Raw genomic sequence first — 26,788 nt, 5'->3', positions numbered from 1 at the left:
GCTATTTTTTAAATAATTTATTGTATGCATTTTCAAGTTTTGTATACATTCTATCGTATATTGACCTATTTTCTTCACTAGTTTCATTAAATTCCGTTTTATTTATAACTTTACCAGTAATCTCATCAATATTCTGATTGAAAGTTTCTTCTTCATCTAAAGGTATATTCATTACCTCTGTAAATGAATCATCCTTTAAAGTCCCTGAAGTTCCATTATTAAATTTTACTCTTATTGTAGGTTTCATTAAACCCTTTGTGTCTTTAATAATCGATACCACATTATCTTTATTATCTGGTGTATTGTATGTTATATTCCCTGTTTTTGAACCTAGTTTTTCTAAAGACTCGGTTAAATAATCGACTGTTTCATTGTCAATGATATCACCATTTAAAGGGTAAAATCTTAAGGTTACATTCTTGATTTTTTTTACTTTCTTTAACTCTTCCTCGATTGCTCCTTTAAAAGGGATAGCTACCACATTCAAATTAACATTAGGTAATCTTTCTTCCCTAACTTTATTCTCTTCCCTAATGAAGGTTTTAATTTTATCCCTAGCTGTTACTGAAAAATTCTTTAAAGTTGGACTTCCTTTTTGATTTTTAACTAAAACCATGCGATGGTTTTTTAAATTTATTAAGAAATAAGAGTAAGGATCCGAAGGATATACTTCATTTGTCCTTACTAATTCACCATTGATGATTCTCGACTTCACTTTTAAAGTAGTACTTCTAACAATTAAACCAGCAAGGACAAATTCACCTTTTACATTAGTCAGTTTAACATCGCGGAAAAAGAAGTCAGCATCCTTTTTTTCACTTCCTTTTTTTTGATCTTCTTCTTTTAAAAAAGCCGGTAGTATAATTTCAAAAAAGTAATCCAACATAGGTTGATTTTCTTTTCCAAAAGTACAATTGAAATTTGCAATATAAGATTGTTTGTCTTCTAACAATGAATATTTCCCCCTTTTTATATTTCCAACTCATAGAATTCAACAAAAATAGGGGAATTCCTGCTACTATTTACTCATCATTTATAATACGCGAACAAACGTTCTTGGTCAAGACTTCATTAAGAGAACTTAAATAGGCAATGCAATTAATTAATAAAGAATTTTATCTACATGGTACAAGTTGGGAAAGCAATTGGTATATTCTTTCTAAACTACCCCCGTACTCAAGCTGATTCACGCCGATTGTCCATCCTGAGAATTACCGGACGAGTTTACAGAGAACATAAAAAAGCACCCCGTAGGATGCTCTAATTATTTCTTAAATAGTTGTTGATATTTAAGCATATCACCGTATAACTTCTCAAATACTTCTTGCCATCTACCAGAATCAAAAAGCTCTTTGGCTAAAAATTCAACAAAGTGATAATTGCCATTTTGCTCAGGAACAATTTCATACAAAGCTTGTTCAAAGGAACCGTGGTGTACATCCATCTTATTCTCAATACGGGTTCGGTAGTCATCAAAAAGATCATAGATTTGATCTACTTGTTCTTCTGTTATTTTATATTCAAAAAACAAACGTGAAACAGGATCGTCCCGAAATAACAATTCCTGTCTGAATTCAATAAACTTCAATCTTTTCTCTAAATCAGTCATTCTATCACCTCCCACCTTATTATCGGTGAAAGAGCGTAATGAAGGAACTGTTTGCAAAATTTGTCGAACGATTCACTAGAGTTGTTTGCAGAGAACATAAAAAGCGCCCCCCTTATTGGGCGGCGCTTAATTCTCGAAATGAACGTTTAGTACAAAATTCATTTAGTTATCAAACTGGATCATAACCTCTTATGCTGTGACAAATGTCGTCGTGCTTGTTGTATTCAATCTTTAAAGAGGGTTCTTCTTTTGTCGACTTAACTTCTAATATTTGACCAGCGTCAAGAATTTGTTTGATTTTGTTCAGAGCCGCTTCCTTGCAATGTGTGTCCCGCATTACTAAATTCTTCAATGAAATCCCTCCAATAGAAAAAGCGCCCTCCCGATTGGGAAAGCGCCTGCCTGTTTATTACCTATTACCATAATACCCTATCTAAAACAAAATGGTGTGCCGTTATTATGCCATGTTTGTGCCAAAACAAAATAATTGGTTTCACGCTGAAACCTCTTCACATAAGACCCTCCCGTAAAATTCCATTTCCTTCTCCCTGATTTCCACTGAATTAAAATAGGGTTTCACGCTAAACTTTTGTTTATATTTCACATCATATGGATCGGTGTATTCTATTACTAAGAACAAGTCAAAAAGCTTGATCTTTCGGTAAGCATATTCATTAATATTTAACAACAATAAATAGAACAATGGAATGTGGATCTTTGTAGATTCTGTATTATATTTCGATGGTTGAACTGTACCTACATTTTCATATTGGGGAAAGATAGGTATCCTTATCTTATTACTAATCTCATCTATTGGTGAAAAGTGATGAAAAGTGATGAAATGAAAATTTTGCTCTTCTTTCTTTTCTAAATAAAAAGATAGTATATCGTCTTTATAAGTCCAACCACCATCCGAATACAGGGCAATAAAATCATCTAGACCTTCATATTCAAAATGCATAACTACATTTCTTGCATAAGCATTTCCTATATTATTTAGATTTAAAAAGTAATTAGCCGCTCCATTTTTCAAGGGGTCTTTAACTCCTCCTTCCCATTGACCCAACAAGTTTTTTTCTAATGGGCCTTTGAACTTTTTTGAAGGCACATCCAATACAGGTTTATCTCGTTTTTGTATCTCTTCTATATTTATTTTATTACTTTTTGCTGCTGCTTTTGCTGCATAAAAAGAAGCAGTAGCTGCAACAGCGGTAAATATTGTGGACAGTATTGAAATAATCAATTGAAATGTCTCCATAGATTCATCTCTCCAAACTTAGTTTTTTTACAATTATACTAAATTATCCCCAAAATTCACGAATTACCCATATGTTATATACTGTGCAACTGCCCGAAGTGCCGTCAGTCCTTGCCGCCCTCGCTTTCAAGCAATATCCCTAAAATGAATTCCACGTATGCTTTTTGAAGGGAATCAGTAAAAATATGCAGAAAAAAAGACTCATCTTGTTTATGAGATGAGCCTGCTTATATTTTAAATTTCTTCATGGCGTTGTTCATGGCATCCTGGTTAATTCCAATGTATCGAAGGGTTGTCCGCTGGTCTGAGTGATTAAAAATCTCCTGCAGCATGGCAACATCTTTTGTTTGCCTGTAAAATGGTATCCGAATGTTTTCCTCAGCGTGTGTGTGCCTATATCATCCAAACCGACATACTCAGCGGCAGCCCTTAGAATCTTATAAGCCATCGACCGGGAAATGGGCTTGTTGATCCCTTCGCGGCTTTTGAAAAGATATTCATGATCTTCTTTCCCCTCGATGTGAAAATGACGGCTGATGTCTATATCCATATCAATCAAAAAAGCATCAATCGGTTTGATGAATACCTAAACAGCTAAAAACCAGGGGCAAAATGTGGGCACGAGGGGCACATCCCACACAGAACCCTTCTACATCACACGCTTAAACATCTTCTCCATCTCATACGTGCTGTGGTGGATAATGATCGGCCGGCCGTGCGGGCATGTGAACGGGTCTGTCGTTCGGCGCAGGTCGTCCAAGAGCGCTTTGATTTCGTCGTTTCGCAAATGGCGGTTGGCTTTGATTGAGCCTTTGCAGCTCATCATAATGGCCGCTTCCTCCCGCAGTTTTTTAATATCGATCTGTTTGGCGTCAAGCACCTGCTGAATGATTTCTTCAATCAGTTCAGCTTCTTCCCCTTTTGGAAACCAGGCCGGATGGCAGCGGACGATGTAGCTGTTCGTGCCGAATGCTTCTAAAAATACTCCGACACTTTCAAGCTCATGCTGATGCTGGTCAATGATCAGCGCTTCATTTGCCGCGTAATGAAAGGTGAGCGGCACGATCATGTCCTGTACTTCAGGCTCGACCTGCCCGACTTTTTCCCGGAAATATTCGTATTTAATCCGTTCTTGTGCCGCATGCTGGTCAATGATATACAAGCCGTTTTCGTTTTGGGCTAAAATATATGTCCCGTGCATTTGGCCGATCGGATACATCACCGGAACTCTTTCTTCACGTATTTCTTCAGAGACAGCTTCCGGCTCCGGAATATCGGAAACAGGCGCTTCCGTTACCGGCATGCCGAGCTCCGGCGGCACTCCGTGATCCGCTTCATTCGGGAGGATCTCTTCTTCTATTATTACCGGCTCAGGCTCTTTTACGACCGAACTCAGCTTCATCGGCGAGTAAGACGGCTCCGGCGTTTTTTCAGGAAGTTTCCGCTCAGGCGCGCTTTCCTCGAATGTCATAAATTGCTGTTCGTTTTTGGCCGGTGCCGGCGCTGATTTTTTCGGGAGCTGGGCGCTCGGAATAAGCCGCTGCTTTTGAAACACTTCCTTTATCCCGTCACGGATCAGCTCATGCAGCTCCGTCTCTTTGCTGAGGCGGACTTCAAGCTTTGAGGGATGTACATTGACATCGACCAAAATCGGGTCCATCGTAATTTCGATAAACGTAATCGGATGGCGGCCGATCGGCAGAAGTGTGTGATAGCCCTCATGCACCGCTTTTACAAGCGGGAAATTCTTAATGTATCTTCCGTTAATGACAGATGACATGTAGTTTCTGGATGCACGCGTGATTTCCGGAAGCGCAATGTAGCCCTTGACTTCAAAATCAAGCGAGCTGACATGGAGCGGTATCATTTTTTTCGCAACCGCCGTCCCGTAAATTGCGGCCAGCACATGGCGCACATCCCCGTTACCGTTTGTCTGCAGCAGATTTTTCCCCTGATGACGGAGACGGATCGATACTTCCGGATGCGCAAGAGCGATCCGGTTGACAACATCCGTAATATTGCCGAGCTCCGTATGCACGGTTTTCATATATTTCAATCTGGCGGGTGTATTGAAAAACAGGTTGGTAACGATAATCTCCGTTCCTTTTCTGCTGGAGGATTTCTGTTCAGAAATGATATTCCCGCCCTGAAGAATGAGATGGGTGCCCGCTCCCTCGCCGATGCTCGTTTTAATTTCCAGATGAGAAACAGACGCGATACTTGGCAAAGCTTCTCCGCGGAAACCGAGTGTTCTCACCCGGAACAGGTCGTTTTCATCTTTGATTTTACTGGTCGCGTGGCGGCGGAAAGCCCGCTTGCAATCATCGGTTTCCATCCCTTCGCCGTTATCGAGCACCCGAATCGACGAAAGCCCCGCTTCCTCTATGTCGATTTCAATGACTGTGCTGTTTGCGTCGATGGCGTTTTCCACCAATTCTTTAACGACTGAGGCAGGCCGTTCGACCACCTCGCCGGCCGCTATTTTATTTGAAAGTTCATCTGACAGCTGGATGACTTTTGCCAAGTCCGTCACCTCTTTCTATTTTAATTTTTTTTGCAGCTTGTACATTTCGTTCATCGCTTCAAGCGGCGTCATATCGAGAATATTGATTGACTTAAAGGCTTCAAGCACTTGTTTTTCTTTATTAGAAACAGCCGGTGCCTTCTGTTCTTTTTCACCGTCAGCAAAAAAGGACAGCTGTGCCGGTTCTTCTCTGACGGCGGACTTTTTCTCAGATACCGCCGGAAGCTCCGGTTTATCTCCCGTCTGCTCAAGCTGTTTCAAAATCTCCTGCGCGCGGCTGATCAGATCGTCCGGGAGCTCGGCAAGCTGGGCGACATGAATGCCGTAACTTTTATCTGCGGCTCCTTCTTTGATTTGATGGAGAAACACGACCGTTCCGTTATATTCCTCTGCGCGCACATGAACGTTTTTCAGCTGAGGAAGCTTATCTTCAAGCACCGTCAGCTCATGATAATGCGTGCTGAACAGTGTTTTAGCGCCGATATGATCGTGAACATATTCAATAATCGCCTGTGCCAGCGCCATTCCGTCGTACGTTGATGTCCCGCGGCCGATTTCATCAAACAGGATCAGGCTGTCTTTTGTGGCGTTCACAATCGCGTTTTTCGCTTCCAGCATTTCCACCATAAAGGTGCTTTGTCCGGAAATCAAATCATCCGCTGCCCCGATTCTCGTGAAGATTTGATCAAAAATCGGCAGAACCGCTTCTTTTGCGGGCACAAAACAGCCGATCTGGGCCATGATCGATAGAAGTGCGATCTGTCTCATGTACGTGCTTTTACCTGACATATTCGGACCCGTAATCAGGAGCATTTCCCGCGAATCGCCCATCAGGCAGTTGTTCGGGACGTATTCTTGACTGTCCATCACCTTTTCAACGACGGGGTGTCTCCCTTCAATGACTTTTACTTCATTATCAGAAAAGACGGGCTTTGTGTAATGCCTGTTTTCACTGATCGTAGCAAAGCATTGCAGTGCGTCCAGCTCACTCATTTGTTTGGCAAGACGCTGCAAGCGCGGAATAAATTGTTTCACCTTTTCACGCAGTCCGGCAAAAAGCTCATATTCCAGCTCGCAGATGTTGTTTTCCGCTTCTAAAATAAGCGCTTCTTTTTCCTTCAATTCCGGCGTAATGTACCGTTCGGCGTTTGTGAGGGTCTGCTTCCGCTCATACCGTCCGTCTTCAAGCAGATGAAGGTTTGCTTTTGTGACTTCAATATAATAGCCGAACACTTTATTGAAACCGACCTTTAATGAACGGATGCCCGTATAAGCGCGTTCCTGCTGCTCCAGTCTGGCAATCCAGTCTTTACCGTTTTTGCTGGCGTCACGGTACTCATCGAGCTTCTGATGATAGCCGTCTTTAATTAAATTGCCTTCTTTTAACGATAACGGCGGGTTTTCATGAAGGGCTTCTTCTAACAGGTCAAGCAAATCTCCGCACGGATCAATCAAGCCGGCGCGTTCTTTTGCTTTTTTATGGTTAAGAGACCCTACAAGCTCTTTGATGCTCGGCACTTGTTTTAAAGATTCTTTCAGCTGGATTAAATCCCTTGCGTTGACGTTTCCGAATGCGACCCGGCCCGCCAGACGTTCTAAATCGTATACTTCCTTCAGGCGCTCTCGCAGATCTTCACGCTCAAACAGATGATTGATCAGCGTCTCGACCATTTCCTGGCGTTCTTCGATTTGGGATGCCCTGATCAGCGGGCGGTCAATCCATTGTTTGAGAAGCCGGCCGCCCATTGCTGTTTTCGTCTCGTCTAAAAGCCAAAGCAATGACCCTTTTTTGCTTTTCGAACGGATCGTTTCCGTCAGCTCAAGATTCCGTTTTGAATACAGGTCAATTTTCATCGCTTCTTCCAATTCATATACTTGAACCGGCTGCAGATGATCCAGGCTCCGTTTTTGCGTTTTCTGCAAATACGTATATAAACGCATAAACGTCTCTGTCAGCTCTTCGCCCGGCAAGTGCTTTGCGATTTCAATGCGTTCTGTTATTTCCCCGTCTTCGATGGAAATCGTGGCGCCGCACCGTTCTTTCAGCTGAGCAGCTGTATGTTCGTTAAACTTGCTTGATACGACAATTTCCTTTGCGCCGACTGAGTAAATTTCTGACATGACATCTTCAATCCGCTCAATAAATACGGCCAGGTTTTCTCCGGTCGTTAAGTCCGATAAAGCGAGACCGTATCCGTTACGAAATTCGGAAACGGAAGCGATAAAGTTGTTTTCCGATTCATGGATGCCTTTTCCATCCATCACGGTTCCCGGTGTGATCAGCTGGACGACTTCTCTTTTCACAACGCCTTTAGCCGCCTTCGGATCTTCCGTCTGTTCACAGATCGCCACTTTATAGCCCTTTTTAATCAGCTGTTCAATATAAGCCGCCGCGGAATGATACGGCACGCCGCACATCGGAATTTTATCAGCCGAACCTCCGTCTCTGCTTGTCAGTGTAATTTCAAGCTCTTGTGAAGCTTTTTTTGCATCTTCAAAAAACATTTCATAAAAGTCACCAAGCCGAAAAAATAAAAAGGCATCTTGGTGCTCTGCCTTTATCTTCAAGTATTGCTGTATCATAGGCGTGTAACTAGCCATCATTTAATCCCTCACTATGTATCTTCTCTTATCCGAATCCCATTATAACATAAACAAAAGAGTGATATCTTTATATATAAAAAAGAGACTTGGGGTGTTAAACTCCCCTAGCCTCAACTTATTCTTCAGGATCTCCGACTAAAAATTCAGGGTTAATGTCCTCTAATTCTTCATCAAGATCGTCTTCCCAATCATCATCATCGTCTTCTTCCCAGTCAGGATTGACTTCGACGACGACTTTCGTTTCACCGACCACTTCTGCTAAAAATTCTCTCTCTGCCTGAACCACGATTTTATTTCCGTTAGGAGAAATGGTGACTTCAAGACAATTCGGCTGCTGCAGCACTTTGGCAATGACTTCGTGTTCGTCATCTAAGTAATTTGTGTCTCTGTATCTGAGTTTAATCACATCGACATACTTTACTCTCTCGGTTACAACTTCCGTTTTTGTATTATCGGCGTAAGAGTACCAGACGTTTATATCATAATACCCTTCAATTTCTACAGTCTTCCCGATCTTTTCGGCATCGTACTTGTGGTTGATAATCCAGCCGCCCAATATACTTGACGGTTTTTCTCCAGGTGAGATCGTGTTGGTGCATTGGGTGAATTTTCTTCCTTTCGCAACTACCGCTTTCGTAATAATTTCCCTGTATTCAGACATTCCGGCAGGCCTCCTTGTTCTTCTTCGTGTTATCTTATGCTGGGCATTTGTCTCATGTGCATTTTTATAATAAAAATATAAAAATACAAAGTTTCTGTTTCATTGTATGCAGCCCTGCCCAGAAACTTTACTTTTAAGTATGATAAAACTTTCCAGTAAAATGGGACAAAACGGTGAGTCAATGAAAATTTAGTGCATATTACAATTAGTTCTCAAACAGCAAAAAAACACGGGCCGATGAAGGCCCCGTGTTTAAATAGAACAGCTGTTATTCGAATGTTTTACTTTTGAACCGGTTTCTCCCGTCAGCAGGTTGCCTCCGGTAGATGTAATGATTTCGTTTGTCACCTGATTTGAGATCGTATGTGCGACAAGCTGAAGAAGGTCATTGACCTCAATCTGGGAATCTCTGAATTCCTGAATGATCGGAATCCCTTCAAGCTCTTCCTGCAGGGCGTCAATTTTACTTTCCACTTGTTTCAGCGCTTCAAGCTTTTCGTAGTGCTTCAGGTTAACGGCTTGCTTTTGCAGGGTTTTAATCTGATTAATAATCGCAGAGACTTTTTCATTTTCGTTAATCTGCGCCTCAGCGCGTTTGAAAAAATCAACTTCTTCTGTTTCAGAAATCATTTTCGCAAGGTTCCTAGCCTGCTGTACAATGTCTTTCTTAGAGTAAAGCGTCATTATTATTTCACCTCGATTGCTTCTCCTGCCATCACACCGTCAAGCGACCATGTTTTCGCCTGTTCGATTTTGACGCGTACAATCTTGCCGATGGCGTCTTTCGGCCCTTTGAAGTTGACGAGCTTGCTTTTTTCCGTATAGCCGGCAAGAATGTCAGGGTTATTTTTGCTTTCTCCCTCAACTAATACTTCGACGGTCCTGCCTTCATATTCCTTCATTTTTTTGGCTGAAATTTCTTTCACCAAATCATTGAGGCGCTGAAGACGTTCTTTCTTGACCCTCATCGGAACATTGTCTTTCATCTTCGCTGCCGGCGTGCCTTCACGAGGAGAGTAAATAAACGTATATGCGCTGTCAAATTCCACTTCTCGATATAACGAAAGCGTTTCTTCAAATTGTTCATCGGTTTCATTCGGGAAACCGACAATAATATCGGTCGTCAGTGAAGCGTTCGGCATCGCCGCTTTAATTTTTCCGACAAGCTCCAGATAGCGTTCTCTGTCATATTTGCGCGCCATCATTTTTAACATCGCTGAGCTTCCTGATTGAACCGGAAGATGGATATGGTCAAGAAGGTTGCCGCCTTTGGCGAGCACTTCGATCAGATGATCATCAAAGTCACGCGGATGACTCGTCGTGAATCGGATTCTCGGAATATCAATTTTACGCAGTTCGTCCATTAAATCACCGAGACCGTACGTGATATCCTCAAAATCTTTTCCGTACGCATTCACGTTTTGACCGAGCAGCGTGATTTCTTTATAGCCTTCGCTTGCAAGTCTTCTGACTTCCTGGATAATTTCCTCAGGACGGCGGCTTCGTTCTTTTCCGCGGGTATACGGTACGATGCAGTATGTGCAGAATTTGTCACAGCCGTACATAATGTTGACCCAGCCTTTAATTTTTCCGTTGCGGACTTTCGGAAGGTTCTCAATGACATCCCCTTCCTTCGACCACACTTCAATGACCATCTCTTTTGATAAATATGCCTCTGATAAAAGTTCCGGCAGACGGTGAATGTTGTGCGTGCCGAAAATCATATCGACAAACGGGTGCTTCTTAAGGATGCGGTTTACGACTGATTCTTCCTGTGACATGCAGCCGCAGACACCGAGAATCAAGTCCGGGTTATTTTTTTTGAGCGCCTTTAAATGGCCGAGCTCGCCGAACACTTTGTTTTCAGCGTTTTCCCGGATAGCGCAAGTGTTTAATAAAATGACGTTCGCGTCATCAACCGAATTTGTCGCTTCATAACCGAGCGCCATAAAAATACCCGCCATGACTTCCGTATCATGCTCGTTCATTTGGCATCCGTACGTGCGGATATAAAATTTCCTGCCTTCACCGAGGCCTTTAAATTCTTCTGAGATTTTAAAATCGTTATGATATTGAACGGATTCTTTGCCCCGTTTTTTCGCATCTTTTAAAGAAGGCGGAATATAAACGGCTTCAAAATACTTGCTGTAATCCTTTTCGGATTTTTTGTCCGCCGGATTCACTTGTCCGCTTTCCTGCTTTTGCTTTTCATTCATGTTCGAATGTCTCCTTTCAACCGAAACTTCCACCCTCAAGTATACTGGTTAAAAGCGTTTGGCACAACCGCCAGCCTATTATTGTACACCTTATTGAGAATAAGAATCAATAAGAAATAAAAAAGAGGGAATCATTTCCCCCTTACACAAGCTGAAGCTCTTTTGCGGCTGAACGGATTACTTCCAGTGCCCGGTCAAGCTCCTCTTTTGTATGCTCCGCCGTAATAATGGTGCGGATTCTCGCTTTTCCTTGGGCGACCGTCGGATACACGATGCTTTGTGCAAACACGCCGCGGGTCAATAAAAGGTCTGATAATGCCTGGGCTTTTTCTTCCTCCCCTATTAATATCGGCACGATCGGTGTTTCGCTTTTTGTGAGGGTCAGCCCCATTTGAACCAGTTTGTCTTTGAAATACGCCGTGTTCTCCCATAGCTTTTCCATATGCTCAGGCTCTTCCAGCAGGACGTCAATGGCCTCTATGCATGCGGCCGTTACCGCAGGCGGATGAGAAGTGCTGAATAAGAAAGGGCGCCCTTTATGGCGCAGGTAATCGATCAGAACCTGCGATCCTGCGGCGTAACCGCCAAGCACTCCGATGGCTTTGCTTAATGTGCCCACCTGTATGTGGACTCTTCCGTCAAGCCCGAAGTGATTAACCGTTCCCCTTCCGTTTTTTCCGAGTACGCCGGAAGCATGCGCGTCGTCGACCATCACAAAGGCATCGTACGCCTCTGCAAGTTTGACGATGTCAGGCAAAGGAGCGATGTTGCCGTCCATTGAGAATACGCCGTCGGTGACGATCAGGCGCATGCGGTAATTCATCGATTTTTTCAGCACCCTTTCCAAATCGTCCATATCAACATGGCGGTACACCTTTTTATCTGCTTTTGTGAGCCTGATCCCGTCAATGATGGAAGCATGGTTCAGTTCGTCAGAGATCACGATATCCTCTTTTGTAAGAATGCTTGATAGGACGCCCTGATTCGTTGTGAACCCCGATTGAAAAACAAGTGCCGCTTCTGTTTTTTTAAAGTTTGCCAATTTTTTCTCCAGCTCATTGTGCATTGTGAATGTTCCGGCGATTGTCCGGACGGACCCCGTACCCGCTCCGAATTCTTCCGCGGCGCGTTTGGCCGCTTCGACAAGCCTTGGATGCGACGTCAAACCGAGATAATTGTTCGATGAAAGCTGTATCACGTTTTCCCCTTTGACTTCCACCGACGGACCCTGCTTCGTTTCAATTTGTTTCATTTGCTGCCACGTTTTATTTTCTTTCATTTTATCAAGCTCGGCTTTTAGAAATTCAAATTCTTTCATTATAGAACCCTCCCCTTATGGAATCAAAATGACTTTGCCGCACTGGCCCTTTCTCATCAGGTCAAACCCTTTTTCAAAGTCTTCAAGCGGAAACTGATGCGTGATCACCGGCGTCAGATCAACAAGGCCGGATTCAAGCAGGTGCGATACCTTCCGCCATGTTTCAAACATTTTTCTGCCTGTGATGCCTTGGACGGTAAGTCCTTTAAACACCACGTCATTTGTCAGGTCAACCGTCACCGGACGTTCCGGCAGACTCAGCATGTGGAACCTTCCCCCGTTGGCCGCCATCTTTAATCCTTGTGTTATGGCTGTCGGGTGGCCGGACATTTCACAGACAAGGTCGATTCCTTCTCCGCCTGTTAAGGTGTCGATCACCTCAAGCGGATCTTCCTCGTCAGCTGGAATGGTGATCGTGGCTCCCAATTTCTTCGCAAGAGCCAGCCTGTAATCATTTTTATCAATGGCCGCAATATGGGACGCACCGGCCGCTTTAGCCACCGCCACCGCCATCAGTCCGATCGGTCCGCAGCCGATAATTGCAGCGGAACCGCCCGCAAGCTGGCTGCTTTCCAGCACCGTATGCACCGCGTTGCCAAGCGGCTCTTGAACAGAAGCGACGGCGGGGTCCATATCAGCGGGATTTTTCCAAACATTTCGAGCCGGCACTTTGACATATTCAGCGAAGGAACCGGCTGTATCTACGCCGAGGATCTTTGTATGGGTGCACACATGATGTTTTCCTGTTAAACAAGGGACACAAGTACCGCAGACGAAGTGGGTTTCAGCCGAAACATAGTCACCTATTTTGACATTTGTGACGTGCTTGCCCGTTTCCGCTACGATACCGCTGAATTCATGTCCGAATACTTGAGGTGTTTTGATTCGTTTTTGCGCCCATTGATCCCAACTATAAATATGCACATCTGTACCGCATATAGATGCGGCCTGTACTTTAATGAGAACTTCATTCTCATTAATGGAAGGTATGGGAATTTCTTTCAGAGTTGCTCCGAAAGCGTTTTCATTTTTGACGATAGCTTTCATCTTTCCTCCCAACATGTACACTCCTCCTCGAAAAAACACTGTAATAACTGGATTGTAACATGATATAAAAAGGAGGTAAATACCAGTGTCCACTCCAAGAAAACAACTGCTTCCGTCCGGAAAAATGGGCGGGATTTTTTTGAATATTATATGAATAAAGCCATTTATCATCTCTTCGTACTATCAATATAATATTGTGAGAAAATATGACAACAATAAAAACAACCCGCTCGCCTTACGCAAGCAGGTTGAGAATGTCATGTTTTTGTTTTTAACGGGGTTCGACGATTAACTTAATCGCCGTTCTTTCTTCTCCGTCAATCTGTATATCTGTAAAAGCCGGAATACAAATCAAATCTACGCCGCTTGGCGCGACAAAGCCTCTGGCAATCGCAACCGCTTTAACAGCCTGGTTTAAGGCACCCGCCCCAATTGCTTGAATTTCGGCGGCTCCGCGTTCCCTCAATACACCGGCAAGCGCGCCTGCTACTGAATTTGGACTTGATTTTGCTGAAACTTTTAAGATTTCCATTTCTGCTCCCCCTTAGTTTTACAATGGATAAGTGAGTGTTCATTAGAACAATCATTATTAGATGTTGCTATCCAAAAAGCCATCCCCACAATGCTTTTCAAAAATAGCGGGCTACCTTCCATTTCTACTATATTCACTAAGAAGTTGCTATATTCCTGCTTTTCCTTTTAATATTTTTATAAAATAAACACATGATCACCTATTCAAAGAACATATGGTCATCATTGATTAATATCCGTTCGATATTTACGGCCTTTTTCGTTTGATCGTCGATGTCAATGAGCACTCCGCTCAGCGTAGTTTTACCTTCCGCCACCGTAAACCGGACGGGAAGATTGGTTTTAAACCGCTTGATGACCGTTTCTCTGTCCATACCGAGAATTCCGTCGTACGGACCCGTCATGCCTACATCAGTAATATATGCCGTTCCTTTCGGTAAAATGCGGTTATCTGCCGTTTGCACGTGTGTATGGGTGCCTACCACGGCAGAGGCTCTTCCGTCTGTGTACCAGCCGATCGCAATTTTTTCGCTTGTCGCTTCGGCGTGAAAATCAATAAAAATGTACGGCGTGCGCTTTTTCGCTTCTTCTATTAATTCATCCGCTTTAGCAAACGGATCATCAAGCGGCGGAAGAAACGTCCGCCCCTGTAAATTAATGACGGCAAGCTCTTTTCCGTTCGATTTAATATAGGTAATGCCTTTGCCCGGTGTACCTTCCGGGAAGTTCGCCGGGCGGACAAGATGCGGCACATCATCAATAAAGTCGAAGATCTCTCTTTTATCCCACGTATGGTTTCCCATTGTAATGGCATCGGCTCCCGCTTCCATCAGGCTGTGGTAGATCTTTTCTGTCAGTCCTTTTCCGTGTGCTGCATTTTCTCCGTTAATAATTGTAAAATGCGGTTTATGTTTCGCTTTCAGTTTCGGGACATATTCTTTTACCATGTCGCGGCCCGGGGAACCGACAACATCTCCGATAAATAAAATTCTCATACATTCCATTCCTTCCTTTTCAGGGACTCAAAAAAATAAAGTGATGCGCTAAGCATCACTTTATTTTGCATACTCTACGGCTCGAGTTTCTCTGATTACGGTCACTTTAATGTGGCCCGGATAATCAAGCTCGTCCTCAATTCGTTTACGGATATCACGTGCCAAACGATGGGCTTCTAAATCATTAATGGAGTCCGGCTTCACCATGATGCGAACTTCACGGCCGGCCTGAATCGCAAATGATTTTTCAACACCTTCGTAAGACTCGGAGATTTCTTCAAGCTTTTCAAGTCTGCGGATATAGTTTTCGAGCGTTTCACTTCTCGCGCCCGGTCTTGCGGCTGACAGTGCATCAGCGGCAGCGACCAGAACGGCGATAATGGAAGTCGGCTCTTCGTCTCCGTGGTGTGACGCAATACTGTTAATGACGACTGGATGCTCTTTATATTTGGTCGCAAGCTCCACTCCGATTTCCACGTGGCTTCCTTCCACTTCATGGTCAATTGCTTTTCCGATATCATGCAGAAGACCGGCCCGCTTGGCAAGCTTTGCATCTTCTCCAAGCTCGGAAGCCATTAAACCGGCTAAAAACGCAACTTCCATAGAATGTTTCAGTACGTTCTGCCCGTAGCTTGTACGGAATTTCAACCGGCCGAGGATCTTGATCAGATCCGGATGGAGTCCGTGAACGCCGACTTCAAACGTCGTCTGCTCACCCATTTCCCGGATATAGTCATCAACCTCACGGCGGGATTTTTCAACCATTTCTTCAATGCGCGCCGGGTGAATACGGCCATCCTGAACGAGTTTATCAAGAGCGATTCTTGCCGTCTCCCGTCTGATCGGATCAAATCCGGAAAGAATGACTGCTTCAGGTGTGTCATCAATAATCAGGTCAATACCTGTAAGCGTTTCAAGCGTACGAATGTTACGCCCTTCACGGCCGATGATACGTCCTTTCATCTCATCATTCGGAAGATTGACGACCGATACCGTCGTTTCGGCAACATGATCTGCTGCACAGCGCTGCAAAGCAAGCGACAGAATGTTTTTCGCCTTTTTATCTGCCTCTTCTTTCGCACGGTTTTCGGTTTCTTTTGTCATGATGGCGATGTCATGTGAAAGCTCATTTTCAACCCGGTCAAGAATGATTTGTTTCGCTTCATCCCGTGTCAGGCTCGAAATGCGTTCGAGTTCTGACTGCTGCATACGAATCATCTCATCCACTTTGCTTTCCATCTCTTCAATATGTTGTTGTCGTTCATTCAGAGAATGATCTTTCTTCTCCAACATCGCTTCCCGTTTATCAATTCCTTCATGTTTACGGTCAAGATTTTCTTCTTTTTGAAGTAAACGGTTTTCTTGTTTTTGAAGCTCATTTCGTCTTTCACGAACTTCCTGTTCAGCATCTATTCGAAGTGTATGGATTTCGTCCTTTGCTTCAAGCAGAGCTTCTTTTTTCAGTGCTTCAGCATCACGCTTTGCATCTTCAAGGATTTGCTCGGCAGCACCGCGTGCGCCCGCAATCTTTGCTTCGGCAATGGTTTTACGAACATAGTAGCCAACAACTAAACCGAGCAGAGTCAGCAAAATGGAGATGAGAACCGTCATTGGGGTCATACTTTCACCTCCTCTTGCTATGAACTTGGTTTTTGCTTAAATAAGTGCCGGCATGTACATTGTCTGATTTTCTCAACATACAGAACCTTCACAGGGAATGAGTCTCTCATGCCCTTGTCAAGTTTAAATGGTTTAACAATCATGTTAAAAAAACAAATGTTACAACTTCATTGTAATTGTGTCGGAAATACTTGTCAAGCTTGCCAGCTTAACGATTCGCCTTCAGCTCGGAATCTTCGCCATGTATATATCATACCATACCTAGATCCGCTTTTCGTGAATGACGGCTCTGTCAGTCCGCCTGGTTAAGCAATTGGTAAATTCTATTGTTTACCTGTCCTAATTTGGCGTTATTCTGAATATTTGACAGTAAAATGACATATTTGCTTGCCGAATGGCTGAAGCTGTTCAAAATGTTGTAACCGGGCATAACACCGTGATTGGAATAGCTTCCCGGATCAATGTAAAACCCCATGCCGTAAGCGGCACTGCTTCCTGCTGTAAACATTTTTGTGAAGCTTTCTTTTGAAAGGAGCATGCCGTTTACGATCGCTTTGTCAAATTTATAGAGATCTTCAGCGCTCATATACATGTCGCCCGCCCCGTACAGCTGCGATAAGTCCAAAAGGTGCGGCGTTACAAGACTGCCGCTCTCATCGACTTTGTAGCCGACGGCAGGATATTTGGCTTTGGCAAATGTTTTGTAAAATCCGGCATGCTTCATTCCGGCCGGTTTGAACACGTGTTCTTTTATATATTGTTCATAAGACTCCCCGCTGACCTGAGATACGATATAAGCAAGCACTGAATAGTTGGAATCCCTGTAATCCCAAACCCCGGGCTGCCGTTTAATTCCGCGGTATTCTATATCCTTGATTAAATCAATTGGAGAAATCGGTCCCTGACCCTCAATATGCCCGTTTATGCCGGACGTATGATTGAGCAGGTTTTTCAGTGTAATGCGCGTGCCGTTAGGAAAATTCGGCAAGTATGTACTGACGGGGTCACTCGTCTGCAGCAGCCCTTTTTCTTCAAGCTGCAGGACAGCCGTCGCGATTAACGCTTTTTGTGAAGAACCGATATAATATGATGTCTCCGGATTGTTTTTAATTTTTTGTTTTCGGTCCGCATAGCCAAAGCCTTTTTTCAGCACAACCTTTCCATCTTTTACGATCATTGCTGTGCCGCTGAACCCGATCTGTTGCAAGTAATTGCTGATCTGTTTATTGTGATCGATTGATTTAGGTGTTTTCTCTTTTTGCGTCTTTTCTTTTTTCTGTTGAGTCTGGTCTTTTGAAGTATCAGATTGAACGGCGGGAGCGTTTTTAACGGATTCCTTCTCCCGATGATGCGCTGTGACGGTCCAGATCATAATAAAAACAGTAACAAGCAGCAGAAAAAGAAACAGCCCTCCCGTTTTCATCAGCTTCTTCTTTCTTTTTTTATTTATTCTTGTGCGGCGGGGGCTCGTCATCTTTTTTCCTCCTCAGATATAATTTCAACTTTCGCCATGATGTTAGACGAGTGAAGGGTGAAAAAAGTTGTAACATTCCAGATAAAATTTTCCGAAACAGCCAGTGTTTTTTGAAACACACAAAAAAAAGAGCGGAAATTGCTTATTCCGCTCTTTTGATCGTGTTTTTATTCTTCTAATTCCATCTCTTCCTGAACTTCTTCCGCTTTGTCCGTTACACCGTTATTGTCCAAACCGTAATATTCACGGATTTGCTCCTGAATCATCAGCATGATGTCTTTATTTTCTTTTAAGAACTGCTTGGCGTTTTCACGGCCCTGGCCGAGGCGTTCTTCTTCATAAGAATACCATGAACCGCTTTTTTGGACGATATCCAGTTCAGTTCCAAGATCGATGATTTCCCCTTCTTTGGAGATTCCTTCACCGTACATAATGTCCACTTCAGCCGTACGGAACGGAGGAGCGACTTTGTTTTTTACGACTTTAATTCTCGTTTTATTCCCCATGACGTCGTTGCCCTGCTTTAATTGCTCGGCACGGCGCACTTCAAGGCGCACGGAAGAATAGAATTTCAGCGCGCGGCCCCCCGGTGTCGTCTCCGGATTTCCGAACATAACGCCGACTTTTTCACGAATCTGGTTAATAAAGATTGCGATTGTTTTAGATTTATTGATGGCGCCGGAAAGCTTACGGAGCGCCTGAGACATGAGACGCGCCTGTAAACCGACGTGTGAATCACCCATGTCACCTTCAATTTCAGCTTTTGGAACAAGCGCCGCAACAGAGTCAACGACTACGATATCAACAGCTCCGCTTCGCACCAGCGCTTCAGCAATCTCTAGCGCCTGCTCTCCCGTATCCGGCTGAGAAAGCAGAAGCTCTTCGATATTGACACCGAGCTTTTGCGCGTAAACAGGATCAAGAGCATGCTCAGCATCAATAAATGCTGCCTGTCCGCCTTTTTCCTGAACCTCAGCGATTGCGTGAAGCGCTACAGTCGTTTTACCTGAGCTTTCAGGTCCGTATACTTCAATAATCCGTCCGCGCGGGTATCCGCCTATTCCGAGAGCGGTATCAAGTGCAAGGGAACCGCTTGGCACCGTTGAAATTCTTGTATCCGTTTTTTCTCCGAGCTTCATGATGGAACCTTTGCCGAATTGTTTTTCTATTTGCTTAAGAGCCATATCTAAGGCTGCCTGACGATCACTCATTTATTTTTTCCTCCTTTATCTTGCCACTACATATACTATACCTTGTTTACTGGCATTTGCCAAGAAAAAAGCGAACGCATATTCGGATTTTTTCCGCGTTCGCTTTTCTGCAAAAGAGCATAATTTCCCTTATAAAACTTAAAAATCAGAGAAAACGGCTCTTTAAAACTTTATTTTTGATCCAGCATTTTCAAAATGAGATGGCAGCCGTATTTAGCGGCGCGCTTTCTGATTCCGGTTCTTGAGCCGGCAAAGTTAAATTCGTGCACCTCTTCTTTTCCTTCCGCCGAAATGCCGATAAAGACGCGGCCGGGAGCATGCCCTTCCTGCGGGTCGGGACCCGCAACCCCGGTAAAGCTGATGCCGATATCGCTTCCGGTCAGCTTTCTCACACCGGCTGCAAGCTCTTTCGCACACTCTTTGCTGACCGCTCCGCTTTCTGCGAGCGTCTCAGCTTTCACGCCGAGCACATGCTGTTTCACGCTGTCGGAATAACAGACAACGCCCCCTGCGAATAGTTGAGACGCACCGCTTAAATCAGTCACCCACTCTGAAAACAGGCCGCCTGTAAAGCTTTCGGCAGAAGAAATCGTGATTTTGTTTTGTCTGCATGCTTTTGAAAGCTCCTTCACCAGAGACGTATCATCATATCCGTAGAAAAATTCACCGACACGTTCTAAAATGGCGGCTTCCGTTTCTTTTAAAAGCCGTTCTGTTTCTTTTTCGTCAGCATGTTTCGCCGTTAAACGCAGCGTGACCTCTCCGTCAGCAGCAAGCGGCGCAATCGTCGGGTTCGTCTGCGCATCAATGATATCTTCTAAATCAGCTTCAAGCTGGGATTCACCGATTCCGAAAAACCGCAGCACGGTTGAAACGATTTTCTCATTAGAACCGAGCTTTTTAAGAAGCAGCGGCTTCGCTTCATTTTCAAACATCGGACGCAGCTCGCTCGGCGGCCCGGGAAGCAGCATATAAAGCCTTGAGCCGTGCTCTGCAAGCATTCCCGGCGCCATGCCGAAATGATTCGCCAAAACGTCTGAGCCCTCAATGACGAGCGCCTGTTTGCGGTTATTCGGCGACATGGTCCGTTTTGTTTTCACGAAATATTCTTCGATCGACCGGAATGCTTCGTCATTCAGAACGAGCGGGCGCCCCAGTGTGTTTGCAATGGTTTCTTTCGTTAAATCGTCCTTGGTCGGCCCGAGGCCGCCTGAAAAAATAATCAGGTCTGAGCGCTCTTCGGCAATGCGGATGACTTGCTTAAGCCGCTCCGGATTGTCACCGACAGCGGTATGATAAAACACGTTTACACCGATTTCCGCCAGCTCTTTACTGATAAACTGCGCGTTCGTATTGGCGATCTGGCCGAGCAGAAGCTCCGAGCCGACTGCAATGATCTCTGCTTTTTTTGCTATTTCCATCTTTAAGTCCTTCTTTCTTAGTTAGATGTTTTTAACGCATCCCAGTTCTTCGCAAAATAATCCCAGCCGGAAATGACTGTGAAGAGCACAGCCACCCATAAAGCGATATCGCCGAACGGGAAAGAAACGAGCTCAAACGGAAGATTATGCAGCAAAAGCGCGGCAACAGCGATGATCTGAGCCCATGTTTTAATTTTCCCCAGCATATTGGCGGCTACAACTTCCCCCGTTCCCGCCAGCACAAGTCTTAATCCCGTTACGGCAAATTCGCGGCTGATGATGATGATGACCATCCACGCCGGCGCAAGGTCAAACTGCACAAGCGTAATTAATGCCGCGGATACCAGCAGTTTGTCAGCCAGCGGATCTAAAAATTTCCCGAAGTTTGTCACGAGGTTCAGTTTTCTGGCGTAGTAGCCATCCACCCAGTCAGTCGTTGATGCGATAATGAATAAAACAGCTCCCGTAAGATGCGCGACCGGAATCGATTCATCCCCTATATGAACGCTGCCCCACTGAAAAGGAACAAGCATGATAATCATAAATACAGGAATTAAAGCGATTCTTGCCAGTGTGATTTTATTCGGTAAGTTAAACATAAAGCCCCTCCAATAATATGTACTCGGACGTGAAGAAAAAGTCATCTTAATCGTTCAGATGACTTTTCCCCTTTTATTTTTTCATCTTGATTGTGATGGTCTGCGCCATCACATCATGCGGATTGAGTTCATAGGACAGAACCTCTCCGTTGATTTTAATTTTCAGGTTAGGGGCATAGCCCGTGCGGATTTCAATCTGCTTTTGATCCGTGACGTCTTTTTTAAAAGTTTCGCCCTTTTGCAGCGTTCCTTCTTTTAAAGAACCGCCGCTGTCATCACGGACGCGGATCCATGCGCTGTCAGAAGCAATCAGTTCAAGCTTATACTTATCTGCCCCGGAGACGTTGTATGAAGAAGCTGAGCCTTCCGTTCCGGCCGCTTTGATCTCCGTCTTTTCACTGCTTTTTTCTTTCTTTTTCTGCTCTGACGCTTTTGTGTCCTTTTTGTCTTTTTTGCTGTCAGATTGCGCTTCGTCATTTGTATTGCCGTCGTTTTTCAGCGCAGAATCCTTAGGAATCTCATACTTGCTCTCACTTTGGGTGACGGCTTTATCTCCGTCTGTCTGCCCGGATTTGCTCATTCCGAGCTGAATAATCGCATAAATGATCGCGATGACGATAATGACACCGATGACGACAAGGACGGTCGGAAGCCATTCCGCCGCCTTTGAAGCGGACTTAGGAAGCTCCCTTTGCATGGCGAGACCGGAGATTTTTTCCGACACATCGTCATGGTACGTGTTAGGGATGTCTTTTTTATATTCTTCAAATAACTGATCTGAATCAAGCCCGACAGCTTCAGCGTATTGCTTGATAAACGCCCGCACATAAAAATTGCCGGGAATGACGTCATAATTGCCTTCTTCCAGAGCGGTTAAGTATCTTTTCTGAATTTTCGTCGCAGCCTGGAGTTCATCCAATGACATCCCTTTTTCCTCTCTGGCTTCTTTAAGCCGGATTGCTAATTCTGTCACAACAAACACCTTCCAATATTAAAAATCAAAGCTTGAAAAACCGGTCTGATCAAACATTTGCGGTTCTTCTGCATGTTCATATGTAATGACTTCGTCAGGATCATTTCTGAGTTCGATAATATAATCGAAATCATCGAGCGTATACTCCGAATTTTGAACAAAAATATCGGGGTGCTCCACGACCTTTGTCGCCGGAAGCCGCATAATTTCACTGACGAGCTGAAGATGGCGCTCAGATCCCCGTCTTGTCGAAACGATGCCGTCGAGGATAAACACGTTTTCCGTGCTGTATTCATCGGCAACCAGCTGGCTCCGGATCGTTTGTTTTAGCAGCGTTGATGATACGAAAAGCCATCTTTTGCTGGCACAAACGCTTGACGCAACGATGGACTCCGTTTTTCCGACCCTCGGCATTCCCCGGATTCCGATCAGTTTGTGCCCTTCTTTTTTAAACAGCTCGGCCATAAAGTCAACCAGAAGACCGAGCTCGTCCCTTTCAAAACGGAAGGTTTTTTTGTCATCGGCATCACGCTGAATGTATCTTCCGTGGCGGACTGCGAGACGGTCGCGAAGCCTCGGTTCTCTCAGCTTCGTTACTTTAATGGTCTCCATTGTTTTTAAAATTGATTCCAATCGTTTAATTTGATCTATATGCCGGCATCTGAGCAGCATTCCCCTTCTGGAAAGGTCGACACCGTTAATTGTGACAATATTAATTGACAGCATCCCGAGAAGAGATGAAATATCCCCGAGCAGGCCGGGGCGGTTCACTTGAATTTCATATTCAAAATACCATTCGAGCTTTGCCAAATGATATACCCCCTCCATTGTGGCAAATTTTTACCTTCCTTTATCATAAAACATTTTTCTCTAATTAGAAAGAAGAATGTTGCTCTATAGAGGAAAACATAAAAAAAGAGAGGAGAAATCCCCCCTCTTAATGAGTGCTGTTATTTTCAACAAGCTTCACCATCATATTTGCGATGGCGCGCTGTTCATCTTCAGAAGCAACGCTCCAAAGATCAGCAAGCACTTTTTCCTGATGGTTTTTCGAGTCGACTTCGTTCGCAAGGTAACCGCCGATTTCTGTAGCGAGGTCAGTGATCGTTTCATCACTCATCCCTTTTTCCTGCGCATAGTTCAATCTGTCGCCAAGGAAATTCTTCCAATTATCCCAGTTTTCTAATACTGACATGTTGGGTTCCTCCATTTCATCTGTTGTTACAAAATTATTTTGTCCGTGCAGATGCAAACTATACACACATTTTTTTCAGCAGTGCCAGCCGCCGTTTACGGATAATATATGCCCCGTAATATAGGAAGCCTTGTCCGATAATAAAAAGGCCGCCGCTTCGGCGATTTCCTCCGGCTTTGCCAGCCGACCCGCGGGAATTTCCTCTGCCAACGCTTCTTTTTCATCAGACGTGAACTGATCAAGCATATTTGTATCAACGGCACCCGGCGAGACTGCATTCACGCGGACGCCGCTCGGAGCAAGCTCTTTGGCAAGCGCTTTGACGAACGAATGCTGCGCTCCCTTGACCATGCTGTATAATACCTCGCACGATGCGCCTGTTTCTCCCCAGACGGAACCGATCGCGACGATGCCCCCGCTTTTTTCCCGGATCATGCCGGGCACCAGATTACGCGCCAAAAGAAACGGACTCGTCACATGCAGCTGCACCATCTCCCGCGCCATGTCATCCGTAACGTCCGTAATCAGGCCGAAATGACTTTTGCCGCTGTTTAGTATCAGGGCGTCCACAGGCTGCTTAACGGAACGGCTGAGTGTCTCCGCGCCATCCGGTGAGGACAGATCCGCCTGAATAACGGAGGCTTTTACGCCGAATGATGCGCTCAGCCTTTCCGCAAGCCTGTGTGCGGCTTCCTTATTAGAATGATAATGCAAAAGGACGTCATATCCGTTTTTTGCGAGGACTTCACTTATACTTTGTCCGATTCCGCCGCTTGCTCCGGTTACGAGCGCTGTCTGTTTCATCAATCAATACTCCTTCTTTCCCCAGAAAAACATCCCTCAGGGCGTGAGGGATGTTTTTGTTATGATTTTGGCACGACTTTGCAGACTGTCAGCCTGTCTTCTGATATTTCTTCTTTAATGACCCGCTTTACGTCTTCTAGCGTAATCTGCTCCAGTACGGTTACGACATCAAACAGACTCATATCTAAAAAGGCGTAGCGTGTAAATTGGTTGGCGATATATTCAGGCGAATTGAGCGCTTTTAAGAATGACCCGATCTTCTTTTTTCTCGCAAGATCAAGTTTTTCCGCAGTCACGGCTGATTCCGCATCAAGCAGCATGTGTTTTAATTCGTCAGCGAGCTTATCCGGCTCCGGTGTATCTCCTCCGACAGAGGCAAAACCGAATCCGTATTCAGCCGTGTAATCAAAGCTGAAGGTTTCATCAATGTAGCCTTTGTCGTACAAGTCACCGTAATGCGGTGAGCTTTTTCCGAAGAGACATTCAAGCATGAGGTTCATGCTGAGCTCGTGCTTCAACAGCTCCTGCCCCGTTTTATAAGGGTCTTTCGCCTTTAAGCCGACAAGACATTTTGAGCCTTGCACGTTCATTTTTAACTCCTGCTCCCGGCGGAAAACCGCTTCCTGCTCCTGAACTTCTTCACGTTTGATTTCGGGCTGGTCTGTAAAAGGCTTTTTCTCCTGGTTTTTCCGCACCTGGCTGATGACCGCTTCAGGATCTGCGGGACCGACGATAAAGAGCAGCATATTGCTCGGGTGATAAAACGTTTCGTAGCACTCATACAGCAGATCTTTCGTAATATGTGAGATGCTCTCCACCGTTCCGGCAATGTCAATTTTCACGGGGTGGTCTTTATACATATTTTCGATAAGACCGAAAAACAGCCGCCAATCCGGATTATCATCATACATATTGATTTCCTGGCCGATGATGCCTTTTTCTTTTTCAACTGATTTTTCCGTGAAATACGGGTCCTGAACAAAATCCACGAGTGTTTCCAGGTTTTTCTCCACATTAGAAGTGCTGGAGAACAGATAAGCGGTTCGTGTAAATGATGTAAAGGCATTTGCCGACGCCCCCTGCTTACTGAAGTCCTGAAACACGTCGCCGTCCGCTTTTTCAAACAGTTTATGCTCCAGAAAATGCGCGATTCCGTCAGGGACGTGTACCATTTCTTCCTTATTTAAAGGAACGAATTGATTGTCAATGGAACCGTACTTTGTCGTAAACACGGCGTATGTTTTATTAAAGCCCTGTTTCGGCAGCACATAGACATCAAGGCCGTTTGCCATTTTTTCATGAAACAGCGTTTCCTGAAGCTGTTCGAAGTTTATCGGTTTAGTCAAGATGCTCCCCCCGTCCCTTTTAAGAAATAAGTCGTATCCAGCTTAATGTTCTTTCCGACATTGATAATGTCCTCTTTTGTCACTTTCTCGATATTGTCAAGGAATCTTTCGATCGGTATCTCTACTTGGGCCGAGGCCTGCTGATACAGAAATTCCGCTAAACCGTATGCCGTATCAATGGTTTCTAATACTTGATTTTTAATAACGGCTTTCGTTTGGGCGATATCATCTTCTGAAAAGTCACCGTTTTGCATAGCCTGAAACTGTTCTTCAATGATGGTGACGGCCTGCTTGTAATTTTTCACCTCAATGCCCGACATGACCATCAAAAGCCCTTTGAAGCTTTCCACCCTTGAGGCTGCATAATAGGCGAGGCTCGCTTTTTCACGGACATTTATAAACAGCTTTGAATGAGAGAAACCTCCAAACAGCCCGTTAAACACCTGCAATGCAGGATAATCCGGATCTGTATATGTCGTATTGGTCCGGAATCCGATATTCAGCTTGCCCTGCTTGACGTCCTCTTCATCAATGACTTCCTTCGGATCGGGCTGTTCATTCGCCGCGCTTCTTTCAAAAGGCTGCAGCTCCCGTTCTTCCGTTTTAAAATACGTATCAACGGCCGTTTTCACCTGATCTGTATCAACATCGCCGATGACGTACAGGTCCAGCTGATCTTCGCGTATGGCTTTTTGATAGGCTTCATACAAATCTTGCGGTGTAATGTGTTCAACATCATCGAACTCTCCGTTGACGTGAAGGGCATACGGTTCGCTTTTGCACATTTCCTGAACGAGACGCAGATTAGAATATCTCATCTTATCATCATATACGGCTTGAATCCGCTGTTTCAGCGTCCGTTTTTCCTGCGTGACATAAAGGGGCAGGAAGGCGCCGTTTTCCAAAGCGGGCGAAAAGACAAGCTCTGATAAAAGCTGAAGACCTTTTTCCAATAACGGTGTGCGGTCCTTCAGATACTTTTCATTAGGAATCTCAAGTCTGAACGTAATGACATGACGTTCTCCCTTTTTTGTCAGATCAGCTGAAACGGATGTGCCGTACAGCTCATCAAAATAAGACCGCAGATCAGCGGTTTTCGGGCGGCTTTCTGTTCCGCGCAGAAGCACATGCGGAAACAGCGCCCTTTTTGTTACGAGCTCTTTCGTTAAAGGAGCCAGCATTTTAAACGTCAGCGAAACGGTTTTAAATTTCTCGGTCTTTACGATGTGGGCGGTGATCCCGCCGTGCTTTGACTTCATTTCATTTACGTAAGTCATGTGAAACCTCCTTCGTTCATTCTTTCATAGTATGTATTATGACCAAATTTCAGCATTCGCAAAAAAGAGTACGCAGATGTAATTATATCAACTGGAGGATTTATA

General features: G+C 44.5%; 24 protein-coding genes and 1 pseudogene. All 25 read right to left on the bottom strand.

The genetic code is table 11. The annotated features are described in order from the left end of the window. Nucleotide 1: 1 nt before the first annotated feature. Entirely contained in the window at nucleotides 2-952 is a 951-nt protein-coding gene (locus GNE05_RS09010; RefSeq protein ID WP_061862209.1) for a hypothetical protein, read from the bottom strand. A 312-nt stretch (nucleotides 953-1,264) separates the two neighbouring features. Next, nucleotides 1,265-1,609, bottom strand: coding sequence for a hypothetical protein (locus GNE05_RS09005; protein WP_053284986.1), 345 nt, complete (start codon nucleotides 1,607-1,609; stop codon nucleotides 1,265-1,267). Nucleotides 1,610-1,778: 169 nt separating this feature from the next. Next, a complete protein-coding gene (locus GNE05_RS09000; RefSeq protein ID WP_061862208.1) occupies nucleotides 1,779-1,961 on the bottom strand; it encodes a hypothetical protein in 183 nt (60 codons plus the stop codon). Nucleotides 1,962-2,102: 141 nt separating this feature from the next. Then, a complete protein-coding gene (locus GNE05_RS08995) occupies nucleotides 2,103-2,867 on the bottom strand; it encodes a hypothetical protein (RefSeq protein WP_061862207.1) in 765 nt (254 codons plus the stop codon). 227 nt (nucleotides 2,868-3,094) lie between these two features. After that, nucleotides 3,095-3,387: pseudogene (locus GNE05_RS08990) on the bottom strand (tyrosine-type recombinase/integrase); the annotation flags it as partial. A 129-nt stretch (nucleotides 3,388-3,516) separates the two neighbouring features. Continuing rightward, nucleotides 3,517-5,391 carry a DNA mismatch repair endonuclease MutL gene (gene mutL, locus GNE05_RS08985; RefSeq protein ID WP_061862206.1) on the bottom strand — a complete coding sequence of 625 codons (1,875 nt, stop codon included), beginning with the start codon at nucleotides 5,389-5,391 and terminating at the stop codon, nucleotides 3,517-3,519. A gap of 15 nt (nucleotides 5,392-5,406) precedes the next feature. Beyond that, complete coding sequence (mutS, locus tag GNE05_RS08980) at nucleotides 5,407-7,992, bottom strand: DNA mismatch repair protein MutS (RefSeq protein WP_038461807.1); 2,586 nt, start codon at nucleotides 7,990-7,992, stop codon at nucleotides 5,407-5,409. A gap of 118 nt (nucleotides 7,993-8,110) precedes the next feature. After that, nucleotides 8,111-8,656: an outer spore coat protein CotE gene (gene cotE, locus GNE05_RS08975; RefSeq protein WP_003154111.1), complete on the bottom strand. Its 546-nt coding sequence runs from the start codon at nucleotides 8,654-8,656 to the stop codon at nucleotides 8,111-8,113. 252 nt (nucleotides 8,657-8,908) lie between these two features. Beyond that, a complete protein-coding gene (locus GNE05_RS08970) occupies nucleotides 8,909-9,340 on the bottom strand; it encodes a regulatory iron-sulfur-containing complex subunit RicA (RefSeq protein WP_003154113.1) in 432 nt (143 codons plus the stop codon). Nucleotides 9,341-9,342: 2 nt separating this feature from the next. Then, on the bottom strand, nucleotides 9,343-10,872 hold the full coding sequence (miaB, locus tag GNE05_RS08965) for a tRNA (N6-isopentenyl adenosine(37)-C2)-methylthiotransferase MiaB (protein ID WP_007611533.1): 1,530 nt from the start codon (nucleotides 10,870-10,872) through the stop codon (nucleotides 9,343-9,345). A 142-nt stretch (nucleotides 10,873-11,014) separates the two neighbouring features. Further along, the gene (locus GNE05_RS08960) at nucleotides 11,015-12,193 is read right to left on the bottom strand and encodes a glycine C-acetyltransferase (protein ID WP_029325912.1); all 1,179 of its coding nucleotides are present in this window, start codon (nucleotides 12,191-12,193) and stop codon (nucleotides 11,015-11,017) included. 12 nt (nucleotides 12,194-12,205) lie between these two features. Further along, nucleotides 12,206-13,252 carry an L-threonine 3-dehydrogenase gene (gene tdh, locus GNE05_RS08955; protein WP_128496638.1) on the bottom strand — a complete coding sequence of 349 codons (1,047 nt, stop codon included), beginning with the start codon at nucleotides 13,250-13,252 and terminating at the stop codon, nucleotides 12,206-12,208. A gap of 256 nt (nucleotides 13,253-13,508) precedes the next feature. Then, a complete protein-coding gene (gene spoVS, locus GNE05_RS08950; RefSeq protein WP_003154135.1) occupies nucleotides 13,509-13,769 on the bottom strand; it encodes a stage V sporulation protein SpoVS in 261 nt (86 codons plus the stop codon). Between the two features lie 199 nt (nucleotides 13,770-13,968). Then, nucleotides 13,969-14,763 carry a TIGR00282 family metallophosphoesterase gene (locus tag GNE05_RS08945; RefSeq protein ID WP_003154137.1) on the bottom strand — a complete coding sequence of 265 codons (795 nt, stop codon included), beginning with the start codon at nucleotides 14,761-14,763 and terminating at the stop codon, nucleotides 13,969-13,971. Nucleotides 14,764-14,823: 60 nt separating this feature from the next. Then, nucleotides 14,824-16,383 (bottom strand): ribonuclease Y, encoded by a 1,560-nt coding sequence (rny, locus tag GNE05_RS08940; RefSeq protein ID WP_003154140.1) that lies wholly within the window; start codon nucleotides 16,381-16,383, stop codon nucleotides 14,824-14,826. A gap of 292 nt (nucleotides 16,384-16,675) precedes the next feature. Next, nucleotides 16,676-17,857, bottom strand: a complete 1,182-nt coding sequence (locus GNE05_RS08935) for a serine hydrolase domain-containing protein (RefSeq protein WP_160182670.1) — start codon at nucleotides 17,855-17,857, stop codon at nucleotides 16,676-16,678. A gap of 167 nt (nucleotides 17,858-18,024) precedes the next feature. Next, nucleotides 18,025-19,068, bottom strand: a complete 1,044-nt coding sequence (gene recA, locus GNE05_RS08930; RefSeq protein WP_003154145.1) for a recombinase RecA — start codon at nucleotides 19,066-19,068, stop codon at nucleotides 18,025-18,027. A 170-nt stretch (nucleotides 19,069-19,238) separates the two neighbouring features. Then, nucleotides 19,239-20,489, bottom strand: a complete 1,251-nt coding sequence (locus tag GNE05_RS08925) for a competence/damage-inducible protein A (RefSeq protein WP_029973453.1) — start codon at nucleotides 20,487-20,489, stop codon at nucleotides 19,239-19,241. Nucleotides 20,490-20,506: 17 nt separating this feature from the next. Continuing rightward, nucleotides 20,507-21,088 carry a CDP-diacylglycerol--glycerol-3-phosphate 3-phosphatidyltransferase gene (gene pgsA, locus GNE05_RS08920; protein WP_007409821.1) on the bottom strand — a complete coding sequence of 194 codons (582 nt, stop codon included), beginning with the start codon at nucleotides 21,086-21,088 and terminating at the stop codon, nucleotides 20,507-20,509. Nucleotides 21,089-21,161: 73 nt separating this feature from the next. Then, complete coding sequence (locus GNE05_RS08915) at nucleotides 21,162-22,061, bottom strand: helix-turn-helix domain-containing protein (RefSeq protein ID WP_014417801.1); 900 nt, start codon at nucleotides 22,059-22,061, stop codon at nucleotides 21,162-21,164. An 18-nt stretch (nucleotides 22,062-22,079) separates the two neighbouring features. Then, complete coding sequence (locus GNE05_RS08910; RefSeq protein WP_003154149.1) at nucleotides 22,080-22,871, bottom strand: DUF3388 domain-containing protein; 792 nt, start codon at nucleotides 22,869-22,871, stop codon at nucleotides 22,080-22,082. Between the two features lie 127 nt (nucleotides 22,872-22,998). Then, a complete protein-coding gene (locus tag GNE05_RS08905) occupies nucleotides 22,999-23,256 on the bottom strand; it encodes a DUF3243 domain-containing protein (RefSeq protein ID WP_003154150.1) in 258 nt (85 codons plus the stop codon). A 75-nt stretch (nucleotides 23,257-23,331) separates the two neighbouring features. Then, nucleotides 23,332-24,060 carry an elongation factor P 5-aminopentanone reductase gene (gene ymfI / locus GNE05_RS08900; RefSeq protein WP_014417800.1) on the bottom strand — a complete coding sequence of 243 codons (729 nt, stop codon included), beginning with the start codon at nucleotides 24,058-24,060 and terminating at the stop codon, nucleotides 23,332-23,334. A 59-nt stretch (nucleotides 24,061-24,119) separates the two neighbouring features. Next, on the bottom strand, nucleotides 24,120-25,406 hold the full coding sequence (yfmH, locus tag GNE05_RS08895) for an EF-P 5-aminopentanol modification-associated protein YfmH (protein WP_072177013.1): 1,287 nt from the start codon (nucleotides 25,404-25,406) through the stop codon (nucleotides 24,120-24,122). After that, complete coding sequence (yfmF, locus tag GNE05_RS08890) at nucleotides 25,403-26,683, bottom strand: EF-P 5-aminopentanol modification-associated protein YfmF (protein WP_012117578.1); 1,281 nt, start codon at nucleotides 26,681-26,683, stop codon at nucleotides 25,403-25,405. The genes yfmH and yfmF overlap by 4 nt, the downstream gene beginning before the upstream one ends. Nucleotides 26,684-26,788: the final 105 nt, after the last annotated feature.

It is taken from the genome of Bacillus sp. AM1(2019), from assembly GCF_009906915.1.
Lineage (GTDB): Bacteria > Bacillota > Bacilli > Bacillales > Bacillaceae > Bacillus > Bacillus velezensis.
Note: the sequence above shows the minus strand (reverse complement) of the source record. Positions and strands in the feature narration are given on the sequence as shown.

Excerpts from the sequence above, each read along its gene's own strand:
- GNE05_RS09005 (WP_053284986.1), bottom strand. The coding sequence starts at position 1,609 with ATGACTGATTTAGAGAAAAGATTGAAGTTTATTGAATTCAGACAGGAA.
- GNE05_RS08995 (WP_061862207.1), bottom strand. The coding sequence starts at position 2,867 with ATGGAGACATTTCAATTGATTATTTCAATACTGTCCACAATATTTACC.
- mutS (WP_038461807.1), bottom strand. The coding sequence starts at position 7,992 with ATGGCTAGTTACACGCCTATGATACAGCAATACTTGAAGATAAAGGCA.
- cotE (WP_003154111.1), bottom strand. The coding sequence starts at position 8,656 with ATGTCTGAATACAGGGAAATTATTACGAAAGCGGTAGTTGCGAAAGGA.
- GNE05_RS08970 (WP_003154113.1), bottom strand. The coding sequence starts at position 9,340 with ATGACGCTTTACTCTAAGAAAGACATTGTACAGCAGGCTAGGAACCTT.
- miaB (WP_007611533.1), bottom strand. The coding sequence starts at position 10,872 with ATGAATGAAAAGCAAAAGCAGGAAAGCGGACAAGTGAATCCGGCGGAC.
- tdh (WP_128496638.1), bottom strand. The coding sequence starts at position 13,252 with ATGTTGGGAGGAAAGATGAAAGCTATCGTCAAAAATGAAAACGCTTTC.
- spoVS (WP_003154135.1), bottom strand. The coding sequence starts at position 13,769 with ATGGAAATCTTAAAAGTTTCAGCAAAATCAAGTCCAAATTCAGTAGCA.
- GNE05_RS08945 (WP_003154137.1), bottom strand. The coding sequence starts at position 14,763 with ATGAGAATTTTATTTATCGGAGATGTTGTCGGTTCCCCGGGCCGCGAC.
- rny (WP_003154140.1), bottom strand. The coding sequence starts at position 16,383 with ATGACCCCAATGACGGTTCTCATCTCCATTTTGCTGACTCTGCTCGGT.
- GNE05_RS08935 (WP_160182670.1), bottom strand. The coding sequence starts at position 17,857 with ATGACGAGCCCCCGCCGCACAAGAATAAATAAAAAAAGAAAGAAGAAG.
- recA (WP_003154145.1), bottom strand. The coding sequence starts at position 19,068 with ATGAGTGATCGTCAGGCAGCCTTAGATATGGCTCTTAAGCAAATAGAA.
- GNE05_RS08925 (WP_029973453.1), bottom strand. The coding sequence starts at position 20,489 with ATGGAAATAGCAAAAAAAGCAGAGATCATTGCAGTCGGCTCGGAGCTT.
- pgsA (WP_007409821.1), bottom strand. The coding sequence starts at position 21,088 with ATGTTTAACTTACCGAATAAAATCACACTGGCAAGAATCGCTTTAATT.
- GNE05_RS08905 (WP_003154150.1), bottom strand. The coding sequence starts at position 23,256 with ATGTCAGTATTAGAAAACTGGGATAATTGGAAGAATTTCCTTGGCGAC.
- ymfI (WP_014417800.1), bottom strand. The coding sequence starts at position 24,060 with ATGAAACAGACAGCGCTCGTAACCGGAGCAAGCGGCGGAATCGGACAA.
- yfmF (WP_012117578.1), bottom strand. The coding sequence starts at position 26,683 with ATGACTTACGTAAATGAAATGAAGTCAAAGCACGGCGGGATCACCGCC.